Source organism: Streptomyces sp. SP17BM10 (assembly GCF_036322405.1).
GTDB lineage: Bacteria > Actinomycetota > Actinomycetes > Streptomycetales > Streptomycetaceae > Kitasatospora.
The window spans coordinates 75,143-90,953 of sequence record NZ_JAQYXB010000642.1; the positions used below are offsets into that span (position 1 = coordinate 75,143).

The 15,811-nt window shown below is 73.8% G+C and carries 16 protein-coding genes; 6 read left to right on the forward strand and 10 right to left on the reverse strand.

The window, feature by feature from the left end:
- Window positions 1–23: 23 nt before the first annotated feature.
- The 3 genes from ispF to PUR71_RS28385 all read right to left on the reverse strand — a co-directional run bounded on the left by ispF (window position 24) and on the right by PUR71_RS28385 (window position 2,018).
- On the reverse strand, window positions 24–524 hold the full coding sequence (ispF, locus tag PUR71_RS28375; RefSeq protein ID WP_329929991.1) for a 2-C-methyl-D-erythritol 2,4-cyclodiphosphate synthase: 501 nt from the start codon (window positions 522–524) through the stop codon (window positions 24–26).
- Window positions 514–1,269 carry a 2-C-methyl-D-erythritol 4-phosphate cytidylyltransferase gene (ispD, locus tag PUR71_RS28380; RefSeq protein WP_329930208.1) on the reverse strand — a complete coding sequence of 252 codons (756 nt, stop codon included), beginning with the start codon at window positions 1,267–1,269 and terminating at the stop codon, window positions 514–516. The genes ispF and ispD overlap by 11 nt, the downstream gene beginning before the upstream one ends.
- A 266-nt stretch (window positions 1,270–1,535) precedes the next feature.
- Entirely contained in the window at window positions 1,536–2,018 is a 483-nt protein-coding gene (locus PUR71_RS28385) for a CarD family transcriptional regulator (RefSeq protein WP_030244332.1), read from the reverse strand.
- A 520-nt stretch (window positions 2,019–2,538) separates the two neighbouring features.
- Here PUR71_RS28385 and PUR71_RS28390 point away from each other — a divergent pair.
- Complete coding sequence (locus tag PUR71_RS28390; RefSeq protein ID WP_329929992.1) at window positions 2,539–3,234, forward strand: DUF461 domain-containing protein; 696 nt, start codon at window positions 2,539–2,541, stop codon at window positions 3,232–3,234.
- 112 nt (window positions 3,235–3,346) lie between these two features.
- Here PUR71_RS28390 and PUR71_RS28395 read toward each other — a convergent pair whose 3' ends face one another.
- Together PUR71_RS28395 and PUR71_RS28400 are read right to left on the reverse strand one after the other, a co-directional pair.
- Window positions 3,347–4,042: a response regulator transcription factor gene (locus PUR71_RS28395; RefSeq protein ID WP_031069385.1), complete on the reverse strand. Its 696-nt coding sequence runs from the start codon at window positions 4,040–4,042 to the stop codon at window positions 3,347–3,349.
- Between the two features lie 2 nt (window positions 4,043–4,044).
- Entirely contained in the window at window positions 4,045–5,628 is a 1,584-nt protein-coding gene (locus tag PUR71_RS28400) for a sensor histidine kinase (protein WP_329929993.1), read from the reverse strand.
- Window positions 5,629–5,933: 305 nt separating this feature from the next.
- On the opposite strand from PUR71_RS28400, the gene phoU reads away from it, so the two are divergent.
- Window positions 5,934–6,614 (forward strand): phosphate signaling complex protein PhoU, encoded by a 681-nt coding sequence (gene phoU / locus PUR71_RS28405; RefSeq protein ID WP_329929994.1) that lies wholly within the window; start codon window positions 5,934–5,936, stop codon window positions 6,612–6,614.
- A 240-nt stretch (window positions 6,615–6,854) separates the two neighbouring features.
- Window positions 6,855–7,034 (forward strand): hypothetical protein, encoded by a 180-nt coding sequence (locus PUR71_RS28410; protein WP_329929995.1) that lies wholly within the window; start codon window positions 6,855–6,857, stop codon window positions 7,032–7,034.
- 79 nt (window positions 7,035–7,113) lie between these two features.
- On the opposite strand, the gene PUR71_RS28415 is transcribed toward PUR71_RS28410, so the two are convergent.
- Together PUR71_RS28415 and PUR71_RS28420 are read right to left on the reverse strand one after the other, a co-directional pair.
- A complete protein-coding gene (locus PUR71_RS28415) occupies window positions 7,114–7,701 on the reverse strand; it encodes a lytic polysaccharide monooxygenase auxiliary activity family 9 protein (protein WP_329929996.1) in 588 nt (195 codons plus the stop codon).
- Between the two features lie 275 nt (window positions 7,702–7,976).
- Window positions 7,977–8,735: a phosphoglyceromutase gene (locus PUR71_RS28420; protein ID WP_329929997.1), complete on the reverse strand. Its 759-nt coding sequence runs from the start codon at window positions 8,733–8,735 to the stop codon at window positions 7,977–7,979.
- A 147-nt stretch (window positions 8,736–8,882) separates the two neighbouring features.
- Between PUR71_RS28420 and PUR71_RS28425 the strand changes: the two genes are divergently transcribed.
- Window positions 8,883–10,253 carry an MDR family MFS transporter gene (locus PUR71_RS28425; protein WP_329929998.1) on the forward strand — a complete coding sequence of 457 codons (1,371 nt, stop codon included), beginning with the start codon at window positions 8,883–8,885 and terminating at the stop codon, window positions 10,251–10,253.
- 21 nt (window positions 10,254–10,274) lie between these two features.
- On the opposite strand, the gene PUR71_RS28430 is transcribed toward PUR71_RS28425, so the two are convergent.
- Together PUR71_RS28430 and mshA are read right to left on the reverse strand one after the other, a co-directional pair.
- Window positions 10,275–10,787 (reverse strand): YbjN domain-containing protein, encoded by a 513-nt coding sequence (locus tag PUR71_RS28430; RefSeq protein WP_329929999.1) that lies wholly within the window; start codon window positions 10,785–10,787, stop codon window positions 10,275–10,277.
- 90 nt (window positions 10,788–10,877) lie between these two features.
- Complete coding sequence (mshA, locus tag PUR71_RS28435; protein ID WP_443077601.1) at window positions 10,878–12,251, reverse strand: D-inositol-3-phosphate glycosyltransferase; 1,374 nt, start codon at window positions 12,249–12,251, stop codon at window positions 10,878–10,880.
- A 261-nt stretch (window positions 12,252–12,512) separates the two neighbouring features.
- On the opposite strand from mshA, the gene PUR71_RS28440 reads away from it, so the two are divergent.
- On the forward strand, window positions 12,513–13,343 hold the full coding sequence (locus PUR71_RS28440; RefSeq protein WP_329930000.1) for a class I SAM-dependent methyltransferase: 831 nt from the start codon (window positions 12,513–12,515) through the stop codon (window positions 13,341–13,343).
- 144 nt (window positions 13,344–13,487) lie between these two features.
- Here the strand turns inward: PUR71_RS28440 and PUR71_RS28445 are convergent, their stop codons facing one another.
- The gene (locus tag PUR71_RS28445) at window positions 13,488–14,066 is read right to left on the reverse strand and encodes an O-acetyl-ADP-ribose deacetylase (protein ID WP_329930001.1); all 579 of its coding nucleotides are present in this window, start codon (window positions 14,064–14,066) and stop codon (window positions 13,488–13,490) included.
- Between the two features lie 247 nt (window positions 14,067–14,313).
- On the opposite strand from PUR71_RS28445, the gene PUR71_RS28450 reads away from it, so the two are divergent.
- On the forward strand, window positions 14,314–15,786 hold the full coding sequence (locus tag PUR71_RS28450) for a PP2C family protein-serine/threonine phosphatase (protein ID WP_329930002.1): 1,473 nt from the start codon (window positions 14,314–14,316) through the stop codon (window positions 15,784–15,786).
- Window positions 15,787–15,811 lie beyond the last annotated feature (25 nt).

Genomic DNA, 15,811 nt, shown 5'->3' on the forward strand with positions numbered 1-15,811 from the left:
CCCGCCCACGGACCAGCCCGCGCTCAACGCCGTTCGTACACCAAGGCGGTGGCGACCGCGGCCAGTCCCTCGGCCCGGCCGGTGAGACCGAGGCCGTCGGTGGTCGTGCCGGAGACGGACACCGGCGCGCCGACCGCCTCCGACAGCGCGGCCTGCGCCTCGGCCCGACGCTTGCCGATCTTCGGGCGGACGCCGATCACCTGGACCGAGACGTTGCCGATCTCGAAGCCCGCCTCGCGCACCAGCCGGGCCGCCTCGCCGAGCAGCTTCACCCCGGACGCGCCGGCCCACTCGGGGCGGTCGGTGCCGAAGTGGGCGCCCAGGTCACCGATCCCGGCGGCCGAGAACAGCGCGTCGCACGCGGCGTGCGCGGCCACGTCGGCGTCCGAGTGCCCGCAGAGCCCGAACTCGGCGTCCGGCCACTCCAGTCCGGCCACCCACAGCGGGCGGCCGGCCTCGAAGGCGTGCACGTCGGTGCCGACGCCCACGCGGGGGACGACGGGGACGGTCGGGTCAGTAGGCATCGGCGGCCCTCCTGCGGGCGAGTACGGCCTCGGCGAGCACGAGGTCCAGCGGACGGGTGACCTTGAAGGCCTCCTCGTGACCGGGCACCACGACGACCCGGCCGCCGAAGCGCTCCACCAGGCCGGCGTCGTCGGTCACCGGCGGCACACCGGTACCGCCCGCGGCCTCCTCGGCCAGCGCCTTGGCGTGCACCTCGGCCAGGGTGGCCCGGTCGAAGCCCTGCGGGGTCTGCACGGCGCGCAGCGTGGCGCGGTCGGGCGTGTCGAGGACGGGCTCGACACCGCCTGGGTTCGGCTCGACCCGCTTCACGGTGTCGGCCAGCGGCACGGCGGGCACCACCGCCTCGGCCCCGGCGCGGACGGCGGCCGCGACCGCGTCCACCACCTCGACCGGGACGAGCGGACGGGCGGCGTCGTGCACCAGGACGATCCCGACGTCCTCGGGGATCGCGGCCAGGCCGAGCCGGACGGACTCCTGGCGGGTCGCGCCGCCAGCCACCACGCGGATGTCCTTGCCGTCCAGCCCGTGGGTGTCCAGCAGGGCGACGACCTCCGCCACGCCGTCGGCCGGCGCGGCGACCACGACCAGGCCGACCGCCCGGCTGCGGGCCAGGGCCCGGACGGCGTGCACCAGGAGCGGCACACCACCCAGTTCCCGCAGGGCCTTCGGGGCGCCGGGCCCGAGCCGCTCACCACGTCCGGCGGCGGGCACCACTGCTGCTGCGACTGCTGCTGACGCGTTCAGGTTTCACTCCTTCGGCGAAGTGGGTATGGCCATGGCGTGCACGACGGGCGCACGGACCCCTTCCGAAGAATCACCCGGTCCGCGGCCCACACGATCCGCAGAAACGGTCTTGCAGGCCTGGACCGGCTCGGGCGGGAGGCGTAGTCCGGACACGCCTCAGCGCCCGAAGTGCCACTGCACCGCTTCCCGGATCCCTCCGGGAGCGGCGCGCCGGCACCGGGCGCTGTGAGCGTTCGGGCGGAGCGTCGGGCGGCAGCCCGACCGCACTACGAGGCGAGGACCTCGTCGAGCAGCGTCTCCGCCTTGTCCTCGTTGGTGTTCTCGGCAAGCGCGAGCTCGCTGACGAGGATCTGGCGCGCCTTGGCGAGCATGCGCTTCTCGCCGGCCGACAGGCCGCGCTCGCGCTCGCGACGCCACAGGTCGCGGACGACCTCGGCGACCTTGATGACATCGCCCGAGGCGAGCTTCTCGAGGTTCGCCTTGTAGCGACGGGACCAGTTGGTCGGCTCTTCGGTGTACGGTGCGCGCAGCACCTCGAAGACCCGGTCCAGACCTTCCTGGCCGACCACATCGCGCACGCCGACGAACTCCGCGTTCTCGGCGGGCACGCGGAGCGTCAGGTCTCCCTGCTGCACCTTGAGCACCAGGTAGGTCTTGTCCACACCTTTGATCTGGCGAATTTCGATGGCCTCGATCAGCGCGGCCCCGTGATGGGGGTAGACCACCGTGTCGCCAACCTTGAACGTCATGTGACAGGACCCCTTCCGTGGCTTTCCAGAATAACACGCTTTTCGGCGCACCCGAAGGGCGTTTTCGCAGGTCAGGGCGGGTCTCGGGGCTTGACAAGCACCCCCATGACGTGCTGCGACCGATGTTCGAGAGCGGCTTCCCGCAGGTCGGAGGCGGTTCCGGCGTCCGGCGAAACCTGTCGCGACACTCCCGAAACCATGATTGGATCTTGAGTTTTCGCCGTTTATCGGGCCGTTTCCGGATCGTTATTCGATCTTGGTCGAAGCTTGTCCGCACGTCGCCACCCCGAACGGCCCGCCGGACGGCCCGGGACAGGGCCGGGGCGGATCCCGGCCGGATCCGGGACGGCGCGGTCGCGTGGCGCGAACACGTGGCGCGAGCACGCCATGGTGCGGCCGGACGGACCCCGTGGCGCCCCCGGGAGTGCGACACGGGGACCACCCCGTGAGGACCGCATAAGTGAGGTCGATAATCTGAGACCTGACCTACCGACACGTGACCTAGGGAGAAGCCGCCGCCGTGAGCCGCAGCCTTCGACGCGGCAGCATCGCCGCCCTCGCCGTCCTCGCCATCGCCTCGCTGTCCTCCTGCGCGGCCGGCGACAAGCCGGACACCCTGCAGATCAAGCCGGACAGCGCCGCGGCGACGCTCGGCACGAACGTCCGGTTGAACAACATCGTCGTCGTCACCGGGACGGACACCTCCGGCGACACCACCGGCCCCGCCAACGTGACGGTGAACATCAGCAACACCGGGCCCGCTCCGGTCGAGCTGCAGTCGCTCACCGTCGGCAGCAGTGCCGCCACCTTCGCGGACGCCGCGGGCGCCCCGCTGACCAGCATCGTCGTCCCGGCCGGCGGCGCCGTGCTGCTGGGCGGCGACGGCAACCCGTCCGCCAAGCTCGCCTCCGTGGGCGTCACGGTCGGCGGCCTGGTGCCGACGACCTTCGCGTTCAAGGACGGCCAGAAGGTCGACGTCCAGGCCGGCGTGAGCCCGGACAAGGGCATCTACAAGGGCTTCGGCCCGACCGCCTCGCCGGTCGCCGTCCCGGGCAAGGGCGCCACCCCGGGCGCCACCGCGTCGGTCCCGGCCGCCGGTGCCACCGGCGCCGCCACGCCGGCGGCGGGCGCCACCCCGACCGTCCCGGTCGCCGGCACCCCCACCGCCGGTGCCACGGCGTCCGGTGCGGCCACGCCGGCCGCCGGCACGCACTGACGCCCCACCCGCTCCACACCGTCCCCGGCGGGCCCGCACGGGCCTGCCGGGAACGACGCGAAGGCTCCCTCCGGCGAGTGCCGGTGGGAGCCTTCCGCGTGGCCGTGCCGGTTTACGGCTCGAACTTGTAGCCCAGGCCGCGGACCGTGACCAGGTAGCGCGGCGCGCCCGGGTCCGGCTCGATCTTGGCGCGCAGGCGCTTCACGTGGACGTCCAGGGTCTTGGTGTCGCCGACGTAGTCCGCGCCCCACACCCGGTCGATCAGCTGCATGCGGGTGAGCACGCGGCCCGCGTTGCGCAGCAGCATCTCCAGCAGGTCGAACTCCTTCAGCGGCAGGTCGACCTTGGCGCCGTCCACCGTCACCACGTGCCGGTCGACGTCCATCCGTACCGGACCGGCCTCCAGGGCGCCCGGGCCGCCGCCGTTGTCGCCGGCGCCGCCGTCCTCTCCGCGGCGGCGCAGCACCGCGCGGATGCGGGCGACCAGCTCACGGGTGGAGTAGGGCTTGGTGACGTAGTCGTCCGCACCTATCTCCAGACCGACGACCTTGTCGATCTCGCTGTCCTTGGCGGTCACCATGATCACCGGGACGTTGGAGCGCACGCGGAGCTGGCGGCAGACCTCGGTGCCCGGCAGGCCCGGCAGCATCAGGTCGAGCAGGACGAGGTCGGCGCCGTTGCGTTCGAACTGCTCCAGCGCGTCGGGGCCGGTGGCGGCGACGGCCACCTCGAAGCCCTCCTTGCGGAGCATGTACGAGAGGGCGTCGCTGAACGACTCCTCGTCCTCGACCACCAGTACTCGGGTCACGATCAGGCCTCCGGGGCAAGCTGCGTTGTCTTTGACAGGGGTTCTTCCCGCTCCCCGGCGGGGAGCGAACGGTCCGGGCGGCCCGTGGTGGCCGCGCGGTCCGGAGTGAGGGTTCGAGCTGCCGCGGCGGGCTCGTCGGCGCGGGCGCCGGGGTCACCGCCCCCGGCGCGTCCGGCGTCGCCGGGGTGCTCGGCGGCGCCTTCGGGGTCTTGGGGGTCTTCAGGGTCTTCGGGGTCTTCGCCGGCTTCGAGGTCGTCGGAGTCTTCGAACCCGTCGAGGTCGTCCCTGGCGTCCATGTCGTCCATGTCGTCGACGTCGTCGGCGTCGTCGGCGTCCTCGACGGCCCGGGGGCCCTCCAGGTCCTCGGCGGTGGGCGCCTGGCCGGCGGCCAGGCGGATGGTGAAGGTCGAACCCTGGCCCTCGACGCTCCACACGGAGACGGTGCCGCCGTGCGAGGCGGCGACGTGCTTGACGATCGACAGACCGAGACCGGTTCCGCCCGTGGCCCGGGAGCGGGCGGGGTCGACGCGGTAGAAGCGCTCGAAGACCCGCTCGCGGTCCTTCTCGGAGATGCCGATGCCCTGGTCGGTGACCGAGATCTCGATCAGCTCGCCGTCCGCCTCGCCGAGCGCGGCGGCGCTGGAGATCCGGCGGGTGGCGATGGCCACCCGGGTGCGGGGCGGGCTGTAGTTGACCGCGTTCTCGACCAGGTTGCCGAGCGCGGCGGCGAGCTGGCCGCGGTTGCCGTGCAGGTAGAGGCCCGCGATGCCGCCGGCGGCGATCAGGATCTGCTTGGCGGCGGCCTGCTGGCGGCAGCGGTCGATCGCCTCGGCGATCAGCTCGTCCACCGCGACCGGCTCCGGGTCGACCATCAGCCGGTCGTCCTGGACCCGGGACAGATCGATGATCTCCTGGACCAGGCTGGCCAGCCGGGTCGCCTCGATCTGCATGCGGCCGGCAAAGCGCTGGACGGCCTCCGGATCGTCCGCCGCGTCCGCGACCGCCTCGGAGAGCAGGGACAGGGCGCCGACCGGGGTCTTGAGCTCGTGGCTGACGTTGGCCACGAAGTCCCGGCGGACCGCCTCCACCCGGCGGCGCTCGGTCTGGTCCTCGACCAGCACCAGCACCAGCCGGGAGCCCAACGGGGCGACCCGGACCGAGACCGCGAGCGGCTCGGCGGCGCGCGCCGCGCCGGGGCGCGGCACCTCCAGCTCGACCTGGCGGATCTCGCCGTCCCGGCGGGTGGCGCGGGCGAGCGAGAGCATCGGGTCGACGGCGACGGCGCCGCCGCGCACCAGGCCCATGGCGTACGCCGCCGAGCTGGCCTTGACCACCTCGTCGGCCTCGCCGAGCACGATCGCGCAGGAGCGCAGCACCGACAGCACGGTGTCCACGCCCGGCGGGAGCGGGGGCTCCTGGGTGGCGGCACCCAGCGCCTGGTGCCGGCCGTGGTTCCTGCCACTGGTGCCGCCGTACTTCCCCTTGGCCTGCTCGCGCTCGCTCCAGCGGAAGGCGATGGAGGCCGTGAGGCCGACGCCGAGCCCGGCTATGGCGCAGGCAGCGGCGGCGGCCACGTTCACGTCCATGTGGCCAGCGTAAGCGCACGACCTCGGCGTTCCCCACGGGTCGGATCAAGGCCTCGACCTGCCGTTGCCGAGAATTCACCTTCACGTGGCTGCTGATTCACCGCACCGGCCGTGCGTGGTCGCCCAAACGGCACACAGTTGGCCGTGCAGCCCGTGTGGGAGTGGGTGGCGCGCCGAACCGGGGGCGCCGCCCCGAGGGTGCGCGTACCATTCGCGCACCAGCAGCGGTCGCCCGGACGCCGACTCGACGGTCGTACGGGATGACCGGTCGGCACCGCCACCGACACAGCTACTGAGGAGAGAGCATGCGCGACGCGTACCACGAGGAACTCGATGCGATCGGCGACAGCCTGGTCGAGATGGCCCGGCTGGTCGGCTCCGCCCTGGGCCGGGCGACCACCGCACTCCTCGACGCGGACCTCGCACTGGCGGAGAGCGTGATCGCGGCCGACGAGAAGGTCAACGAGCTCCACCACGAGCTGGAGAACCGCGCGATCGACCTGCTCGCCCGGCAGCAGCCGGTCGCGACCGACCTGCGCATCGTCGTCACGTCGCTGCGGATGAGCTCCGACCTGGAGCGCTGCGGCGACCTCGCCCGGCACGTCGCCAAGGTCGCACGGATGCGCTACCCCGAGTCGGCGGTGCCCGGCGACCTGCAGTCCACCGTCCTGGAGATGGGCCAGCTCGCCCAGCGCCTGGTGGCCAAGGCCGGCCTGGTGATCGCCACCAAGGACGTCGACAAGGCCCTGGAGATGGAGCAGGACGACGACGCCATCGACACGCTGCACCGCGAGCTCCTGTCCCACCTGATCGACGACCGCTGGGCCCACGGCATCGAGACGGCCGTCGACATCACCCTCGTCGGCCGCTACTACGAGCGCTTCGCGGACCACGCCGTGTCCGTCGCCAAGCGCGTCGTCTACCTGGTGACGGGCGAGCACGTGGCGGACTTCGTCGCGTCCTCGGAGGCCTCGGCCGCGCAGTGAGCGGTTGGCGGGTGTCGGGTGTCGGGTGGCGGGGTCTCCCCGCGGCTGGTTCCCGCAACTCGCCCCCACAGCTCCCGGGCTCACTCCGAGGAGTGACTAAACCTCGGGCGAGGGTGGTGCGGGCGCACGGTTTCCCCGGCGTCCCACCACCGCGCGCCCGTTGACGCTCCCTCCGAACGGCGGCTTCACTCGAAGGCGTAGGCACCGGAAGTGTGCCCGTCACAAGGAGGGTTCAGCACGATGAAGGCCAACCCGACCCGACCGGCGCCGGCGCACGACACCGTCGAACCGACCCCCGCGAAGCTGCTGCCCGTCCTCGCGGCCGGCTGCGGATGCGGCCCCGGGTGCGGCTGCGGCTGCCAGTCCGGCGCGCCCTGCCAGTGCGGCGGCGCGTCCGGCGGCTGCTGCGGCGGCCACTGACGAGGCTCCGGGGCGCCCGGCCGCTCGTGGGACGCGGCCGGGCGCTCTCGGCCGTCCGGTTCCGGCGTGCCGCCGGCCGTCAGAACCGGACGTCGGTGCAGGAGTAGAAGGCGTTGCCGGTGTCGGCGATGTCCCAGACCGCGACGATCACCTGGTGGCCGGTCCGGTCAGCGGGCAGGGTCGCGGTGTGGCTGACGCTCCGCGGCACCTGGGAGCCGTCGTACGGGACGGTGAGGAACGGCGTCAGGTCCAGGTCGTCGCGGGTGACCGGCCGGGTCGGGTCGTACCCCGGCTTGGTCAGGTAGTACTCGAAGCCCGAGGTCGCGTGCCGGGCGGTGAACGTCCAGGTGAAGGTGAGACTCCGCCCCGCCGTGACCTGCGTGGTCGGCCAGGCGCCGCCGCGCGGGTCGTCCAGTTCGGCGAAGCGCCCGTTGCCGCCGGAGCAGATGGTGCCGTCGGCCGGCCCCTCCGACGGGAAGCCCTTCGGCCCCTCGACGCTCTGCGGCTCCCACTGGATCTCGCCGCAGTCCTGGACGACCTCCGCGCCGCAGAGCGCGGCCCGGCTGGGGGGCGTCGAGATGTAGCCGTGCGACTGCGCCGGGAGCGCGAGGGTGAGCGGGATCGCCAGGGCGGCGACGGCCGCCCCGACGAGATGACGTTTGCGCATGGTGCTCCTCCGTGGGGGTGGATGGAGAGTGCGCCGAGCGCAGACGCGCGCGTGGGGGTGCGCGGCCGGACCGGGGAATCCTTGGCATGCCTGCGCCAGCCCGATGCCCACACGGTAGGAGCGCCCGCCCGCGCCCGTCAATGGTCTGAACCACTTTCGGGCGACTCGCCGCCGACCGTGAACTCCCTTGCACGCCAAGATCGTTGAACAGCCGACGAACAACAAGCGGCCCCGCCCCCGGCGAACCGGGAGACGGGGCCGCTTCGGCCAGTGGCTTACTTCTTGCCCTGGTTCTTGACCGCCTCGATGGCGGCCGCGGCAGCCTCCGGGTCGAGGTAGCGGCCGCCCGGGTTGACGGGCTTGAAGTCGGCGTCGAGCTCGTAGACGAGCGGGATGCCGGTCGGGATGTTCAGGCCGGCGATGGCGTTGTCGGAGATGCCGTCGAGGTGCTTGACCAGCGCGCGCAGGCTGTTGCCGTGGGCGGTCACCAGGACGGTCTTGCCGGCGGCGAGGTCCGGGACGATCGCGTCGTACCAGTACGGGAGCATCCGCTCGACGACGTCCTTGAGGCACTCGGTGCGCGGGCGCAGCTCGCTCGGGATGTCCGCGTAGCGGGCGTCGCCGGCCTGCGAGTACTCGGCGTCGTCGGCCAGGACCGGCGGCGGAGTGTCGTAGGAACGACGCCACAGCTGGAACTGCTCCTCGCCGAACTCGGCCAGGGTCTGGGCCTTGTCCTTGCCCTGGAGCGCGCCGTAGTGGCGCTCGTTCAGGCGCCAGCTGCGGCTGACCGGGATCCAGTGACGGTCGGCCTTGTCCAGGGCGATCTGCGAGGTGCGGATCGCGCGGCGCAGCAGCGAGGTGTGCAGAACGTCGGGCAGCAGACCCTCGGCGGCCAGGAGCTCGCCGCCGCGGGCGGCCTCCTTCTCGCCCTTCTCGTTGAGGTCGACGTCGACCCAACCGGTGAACAGGTTCTTCTGGTTCCACTGGCTCTCGCCGTGGCGGAGCAGGATGAGTCGGTACGTCGTGTCAGCCATGGCGCCCAGCTTAGTGGAGCCCCGAAAACCCCTGGCCGGGACCTTTGTCCATGAGTAATGTGTGCATCGCGCTTCTGACACTTACGCCTATCGGCTGAGCGGACCTGCCGTACCGCTCGCCGGACGCCTGCCTCCGGGAGTCCCCACATGCCCGTCGCACCGCCCGCCCCTGCCCGGATCCGGAGAGTCGTCCGGGAGACGACGGGCGGACTGCCCCGGCAGTTCTGGTGGCTCTGGACCTCGACGCTGATCAACAAGCTCGGCGCCTTCGTCGTCACCTTCCTCGCCCTCTACCTGACCACCGAGCGGGGCTACTCGGACTCCTACGCGGGCCTGGTGGCCTCGCTGTTCGGCCTCGGCTCGGCGATCGCGGCGATCGGCGCGGGCGTGCTGACCGACCGGATCGGGCGCCGGCCGACGCTGGTCGCCGCCCAGCTCGGTACGGCACTGTTCACCGCCGTGCTCGGTTTCGCGGACGGGCCGGTGGCGATCGCGGTGGTGGCCTTCCTGGTGGGGCTGTGCAACAACGCCACCAGGCCGGCCACCTCGGCGATCATCGCCGACCTCGTCCCGGCCGAGGACCGGGTCCGGGCCTACTCGCTGAACTTCTGGGCGATCAACATCGGCTTCGGCCTCTCCGCCGCCGCGGCCGGCCTGATCGCCACCCACGGCTACCTCACGCTATTCCTGCTGGACGCGTTCAGCACGCTGGTCTGCGCCGTGGTGATCTTCGTCCGGATCCCGGAGACCAAGCCGGCCATGACGGCCGCCGAGGCGAGGGGGCCCGCGGTCGGGCTCGGCACGGTGTTCCGGGACGGCCGGTTCATGTCGGCCGTCGGACTGACCCTCGTGCTCGCGCTGATCTTCCAGCAGGGCAGCACCACCCTGGCCGTCGACATGGGCCACGCGGGCATCACGTCCACCGAGTACGGGCTGGTCATCGGCCTCAACGGGCTGCTGATCGTGGTCCTGCAGATCCCGCTCACCCGGTGGATGGAGGGCCGCCCGCGGACCGGCCTGCTGATCGCCAGCTGCCTGCTCACCGGCTGGGGCTTCGGGCTCGCGGCCCTGGCCGGGTCCTCCGCCTGGATCTTCGCGGGCTCCGTCGCGGTCTGGACGATCGGCGAGATCCTGAACGCGCCGACGATGATGAGCCTCGTCTCCGAGCTCGCGCCGACCCACGCGCGCGGCCGCTACCAGGGCGTCTACTCGCTCTCCTGGGCGCTCGCGTCGTTCCTCGGCCCGGGGGCCGGCGGCGTGCTGCTCGACCGGGCCGGGCCGGCGGTGCTGTGGGGCATGTGTGCGGCCCTCGGCAGCGCCGCGGCGCTCGGATACGTGGTGCTGGGGCGCCGGACGGGCGGCATGGCCGGGCGGGCGGCGCCGCCGGTGGACGTCACGCAGGTCCCGGGCACGAAGGTCGCGGCCGCGGAGGTTCCGGGCGCGGAGGTTCCGGGCGCGAGGGTTCCGGGCGGGGCGGCCGAGCCCGCCGGGGTCGCGAAGGCTCCGGCGGGCGCCTGAGGCGCGCTGCGCGGGGCCGGGTCAGTCGGCCTTCGGGGCGGCCAGGTGGGCGAAGGCGGCCAGGTTGCGGGTGGACTCCCCGCGCTTGGTCCGCCACTCCCACTCCCGCCGGATCGCCGAGGCGAAGCCCAGCTCCAGGAGGGTGTTGAACGGCTCGTCGGCGTTCTCCAGCACCGTCCCCAGCAGCCGGTCGACGGCGTCCGGGGTGAGCGACTCCAGCGGGAGGCGGCCGGCCAGGTAGACGTCGCCGAGCGCGTCCATCGCGTAGGCGACGCCGTAGAGCCGGGTGTTGCGCTCCAGCAGCCAGCGGTAGACGGCCTCGTGGTTCTCGTCCGGGCGCCGGATCACGAAGGCGTTGACCGACAGCGTGTGGTCGCCGACCCGCAGGGCGCAGGTGGTGCTCAGCTTGCGGGTGCCCGGGAGGGTCGCCACCAGCGTGTACGGGTCGGCGGCGGCCGGCTCCCAGGCCACGCCGGCGTCGTCCAGGGCGGTGCGCAGGAGGGTCAGGGCCTCGTCCTTGGTGCGGGTTGCCATGGGGGTGACGTTACTCGGCGGTACGGGCGGTGCGCAGCAGGCGGGGGTCCTGCGGCACCGCGAGCGGGGCCCGCGCCCGGACGGCTCGCGTCAGGCCAGTCGGCGGCGGGCCGTGGTGAGGCGGCCGGCCGGGCGGGCCAGCGTGCCGGCGTACACGTCGGCGGTGGTCGCCGCGGCGGTGTCCCACCCGAAGGCGGACGCGTGCCGGGCCGCCGCCGCGCCCCGCCGCTCGACCAGGACGGGATCCGTGACGTACGGCTCCAGCGCGCGCGACCAGTCCCGCGGGTCGTGGCCGTGGACCAGCGTCCCCGTCTCACCGTCGCGCACCGCGACCGGCAGGCCGCCGACCGCGGCCGCCACCACGGGCGTGCCGCAGGCCTGGGCCTCCAGCGCGACCAGCCCGAAGGACTCGCTGTGGGAGGGCATCACGAGGGCCGTCGCCGCCCGGTACCAGTCCGCGAGCTGCGCCTGGCCGACCGGCGGGTGGAACCGGACCACGTCGCAGATGCCCAGCTGGGCGGCGAGCTTGTGCAGGCTCTCCGGCCGGGCCAGACCGCTGCCGGACGGCCCCCCGACCACCGGGACGACCAGTCGCTCGCGCAGGGCCGGACGGCGCCCGACCAGTTCGGCGACGGCGCGCAGCAGCACGTCCGGCGCCTTCAGCGGCTGGATCCGGCCGGCGAAGAGCAGCACTGCGGCGTCCTGCGGCAGGCCCAGCCGGGCCCGCGCGGCGGCCCGCGCCTGCGGTCCGTCGGGCCGGAAGACGTCGAGGTTGACGCCGGGGTGGACGACGGCGAGCTGATCGGGGCGCGCCGCGTAGTGCCGGGCCAGCTCGGCGGCCTCCTCGGTGGTGTTCGCGATCAGCCGATCGGCGGCCTCGACCACCTGGGTCTCGCCGATCACCCGCGCCGCGGGCTCGGGCGTGTCGCCCTCGGCCAGGGCGGCGTTCTTCACCTTCGCCATGGTGTGCATGGTGTGCACCAGCGGCACGCCCCAGCGCTGGGCGGCCAGCCAGCCGACCTGCCCGGACAGCCAGTAGTGCGAGTGCACGAGGTCGTAGTGGCCGGGGCGGTGGCCCGCCTCCGTCCGCAGCACGCCGTGGGTGAAGGCGCACAGCTGGGCCGGCAGGTCCTCCTTGATCAGGCCCTCGTACGGCCCGGCGGTGACGTGCCGCACCAGGACGCCGGGCGCCAGCTCGACCGTGGGGGCGTCGTCCGAGCAGGTCGCCCGGGTGAACACCTCGACCTCGACGTCGAGCGCGGCCAGGCGCTTGGCCAGCTCCACGATGTAGACGTTCATCCCGCCCGCGTCGCCGGTGCCGGGCTGGTGCAGCGGCGAGGTGTGCACGCTGAGCATGGCTATCCGGCGCGGGCGGCGGCGGCCCGTGACCAGCGACTGGAGGCGGCCGCGCGCGGGCGCGGCCGACTGGGCGCGGCGTACCGAACGGACGGGGTGCTGGATCACCTGGCTGAAGCCTCCTATGTGCGGCCCGTCTCCGGCGGCCCGCATCCGGCCCGCCTGCTGTCCGGTGTGCGCTGCCCCGTCCGGGCCCACACATCACCACCAGTGTGCCAACCACTCGGATGATGCCCGGCATTCCCGGATCGCCGACCGGGATCCCCGGATGGCCGTCCTGCGGGCAATGGACGACCGTCCGGCGGGCATGGGACGGGCGACGGTGCAGGTGGGAGGGGGCGAGCCGGGGCCCTCGGTACCCTTCTCGACATGGCCGCCTCCTTCGACCCCTCGCCCCCGTCCGCCCGCGGACGCACCGGGCGGCCGGTCGGGACGGTCACCCGGGGCACCACCAACACCAACCGGCTCCGCCGGATGGACCGCTGGATCGCCCACGCCCTCGGCAGCGCCCTGCGCTCCGCCGACCGGCCGCCGGTCGCGGTCGACCTCGGGTACGGCGCCGCGCCCTGGACCGCCGTCGAACTGGCCGGACGGCTGCGCGCGGTGCGGCCGGACGTCCGGGTGGTCGGGATCGAGATCGAGCCGGAGCGGGTCGCCGCGGCCCTGCCGTACGCCGACCCCCCGCTGCTCACCTTCCGGCGCGGCGGCTTCGAGGTGCCGCTGGACGGCGGCGCGCCGGCCCAGCTGATCCGCGCGGCCAACGTCCTGCGGCAGTACGACGAGTCGGCGGTGGCCGCGGTGTGGGAGCGGCTCTGCGCGCGGCTGGCGCCGGACGGGCTGCTCGTCGAGGGCACCTGCGACGAGATCGGGCGGCGGCACGTCTGGGTCGCGCTCGGGCCCGAGGGGCCCCGGACGGTGACCTTCGCGGCCCGGCTGGGCGGCCTGGAGCGGCCCTCCGACCTGGCCGAACGGCTACCGAAGGCGCTCATCCACCACAACGTGCCGGGCCGGCCGGTGCACCGCTTCCTGGCCGACTTCGACCGGGCCTGGGCGGCCGCGGCGCCCTACGGGGCGTTCGGGGCGCGCCAGCGCTGGGTGGCCACGTGCACCGCCATGTCGGGCGACTGGCCGCTGGTGGACGCGCGCGGGCGGTGGCGGCAGGGCGAGGTCACGGTGCCCTGGACGGCGCTCGCGCCGTAGCGGGAGGGCAAGGCGGGACCGCGTAGCGGGAGGGCATGGCGAAACGGCGGAGCGGGAGGGCATGGCGGGGGCAACGAGGGTTTCACTCGAACGAGTTATCGAATTCCTCTGGCGCGTTGACGCCCCGTCACGCCACGATGGAGGTCACCGGGCGGCGTCCACACCGCCGTCCGGCCGCAGGTCCGCCCACGCCCGTTCGAACACGCCGTACATCTCCGCCCCGAACAGCACGAACCGCACCTCGTCCAGCCCCGCCCCGGCCCGCTCGTCGCCACCTCCCACCGACTCGGCGACGGTGGAGAGCGCGATCCGGGCCGCGTCGGCCGGCGGCCACCCGTAGATCCCGGCCGACACCGCCGGAAAGGCCACCGTGCGCGCGCCCAGCTCCGCCGCCGTCCGCAGCGACTCGCGATAGCAGGAGGCCAGCAGCCCCGCCCGCTCCTCGTAATCCTCCGACCGATACACCGGCCCGACGGTGTGCACCACCCACCGCGACGGCAGCCGGCCCGCCGTCGTCGCCACCGCCCGCCCGGTGGGCAGCCCCTTGCCCCAGTGCGAGGCCCGCAGCCGCCGGCACTCCTCCAGGACCTGCGGCCCGCCCTTGCGGTGGATCGCTCCGTCCACCCCGCCGCCGCCCAGCAGCGAGGAGTTCGCAGCGTTGACCACCACGTCCACCTGCTGCTCCGTGATGTCACCCTCGACCAGGGTGATACGCGTCACCATGATGTGTCCCCTCGTCCGCCCGCCCCGGCACCCGCCGGGTACGGGCCCGAGCCGTCGTCCGAGCCGTCGTCCGAGTCCGATCACCACACCGCCGCCGGCGTGGCAATAGCCACAACGGCCCCGGCGGGCCAGAGAAATCCCCGGAGATCACGTTATGGTCGCGAGAAGTTCCCCGACGCAGGGTGCCACGCGGGCACTGCGGACGGACACCGGCCGTTACGCACTCGGGGAAAGGGAGGAACCACCGATGCCCGCAACGGGAGACGGGCGGGCACGAGGTGCCGCGGACCTGACGGACGCCCTCGACGGCGCCCTCCCCCGCCGTGCCCGCATCCACCCCGTCCCGGTCGGCCCGCTCACGGACGCTCCCCCGATACCTCACCCCCGGTCGCGGGCCGCAAACCCGCCCGCGGCCGGCGAGGGCGAAACCACCCCCGGCGGCGCCCCGCTCAAACTGCTGGTCATCGAGGACGACGCGTCCGACGCCCAGCTGATCAAGGCCGCGGTGGCCGACAGCGGCACCGCCATCGAGGTGCACTGGGCCCGCGGCCTGGAACAGGCCACCGGCCTGCTCGCCCCGCCGCCCACCGGCGCCCGGCGCGGCCGCCCGCGCGGCACCGAGTTCAGCTGCGTCCTGCTCGACCTCGCCGCGCCGTCCGACCTGCCCCACCCCTCCGACGCCTCCGACGGGCTGGAAGGCCTCCACGAACTGCTCCGCCGGGCCCCGCACACCGCCGTCGTCGTGCTCACCGACGCGGCCGGCGCCGAACTGGGCGCCGCCGCGGTCGCCGCCGGCGCCCAGGACTTCCTGATCAAGCACGAGACGGACGGCCCCCTCCTCGCCCGCGCCCTGCGCTACGCCGTCGAACGCAAGCGCGCCGACGAGTCCCAGCGCCGCCTGGTCGAGGCCGAACTGCGCGGCCAGGAGAACGCCCGCCTCCAGCGCCACCTCCTGCCCACCCCGCTGCTCGACGGCGCGGGGTTGTCGTTCACCCGCCGCTACCGCCCCGGCCGCCGCCGCGCCCTGCTCGGCGGCGACTTCTACGACGCCGTCCGCACCGACGACGGCACCATCCACGTCGTGATCGGCGACGTCTGCGGCCACGGCCCGGACGAAGCCGCGCTCGGCGTGGCGCTCCGCATAGCGTGGCGCACCCTCGTCTTCGCGGGCCTCACCGGCGAGGCCCTGCTCACCACCCTCCAGCACGTCCTCGAACACGAGCGGCGCAGCGACGAGATCTTCGCGACGCTCTGCATGCTCGTCATCGAACCCGGCGGCGAGTGCGGCGAACTCGACGCGCTCGGCACCTGCGAGCGGGCCCGCCTCTACCTCGCCGGGCACCCGGCTCCCCTGCTGCTCGGTGCCGACCACGAGCCGCTGTCGCTGCCCTCCGACCTCGCCGGGCCCGCGCTCGGACTGCTGCCGTGCGACGACGGCGAGGCCGCCTGGCCCGCACACCAGATCGAACTCCGGCCCGGCTGGCGGCTGTTGCTCTACACCGACGGCCTCATCGAGGGCCGCGTCGGGGCCGGGTCCCGCCGCCTGGGCCAGGACGGCCTCGCCGACCTGATCGGCGACCACCAGTCCGCCGGACTCACCCGCGGCCGGCTCGTCGACAGCGCGATCGCCGAGGTCGAGGAGCTGAACGGAGGCGCGCTGACGGACGACGTCGCGGTGTTGCTGCTGGAGCGGAATCCGGTGCAGCTCATCTTGGGGTGAGTCCCGGGGCCCGGGTGGCGGTGGA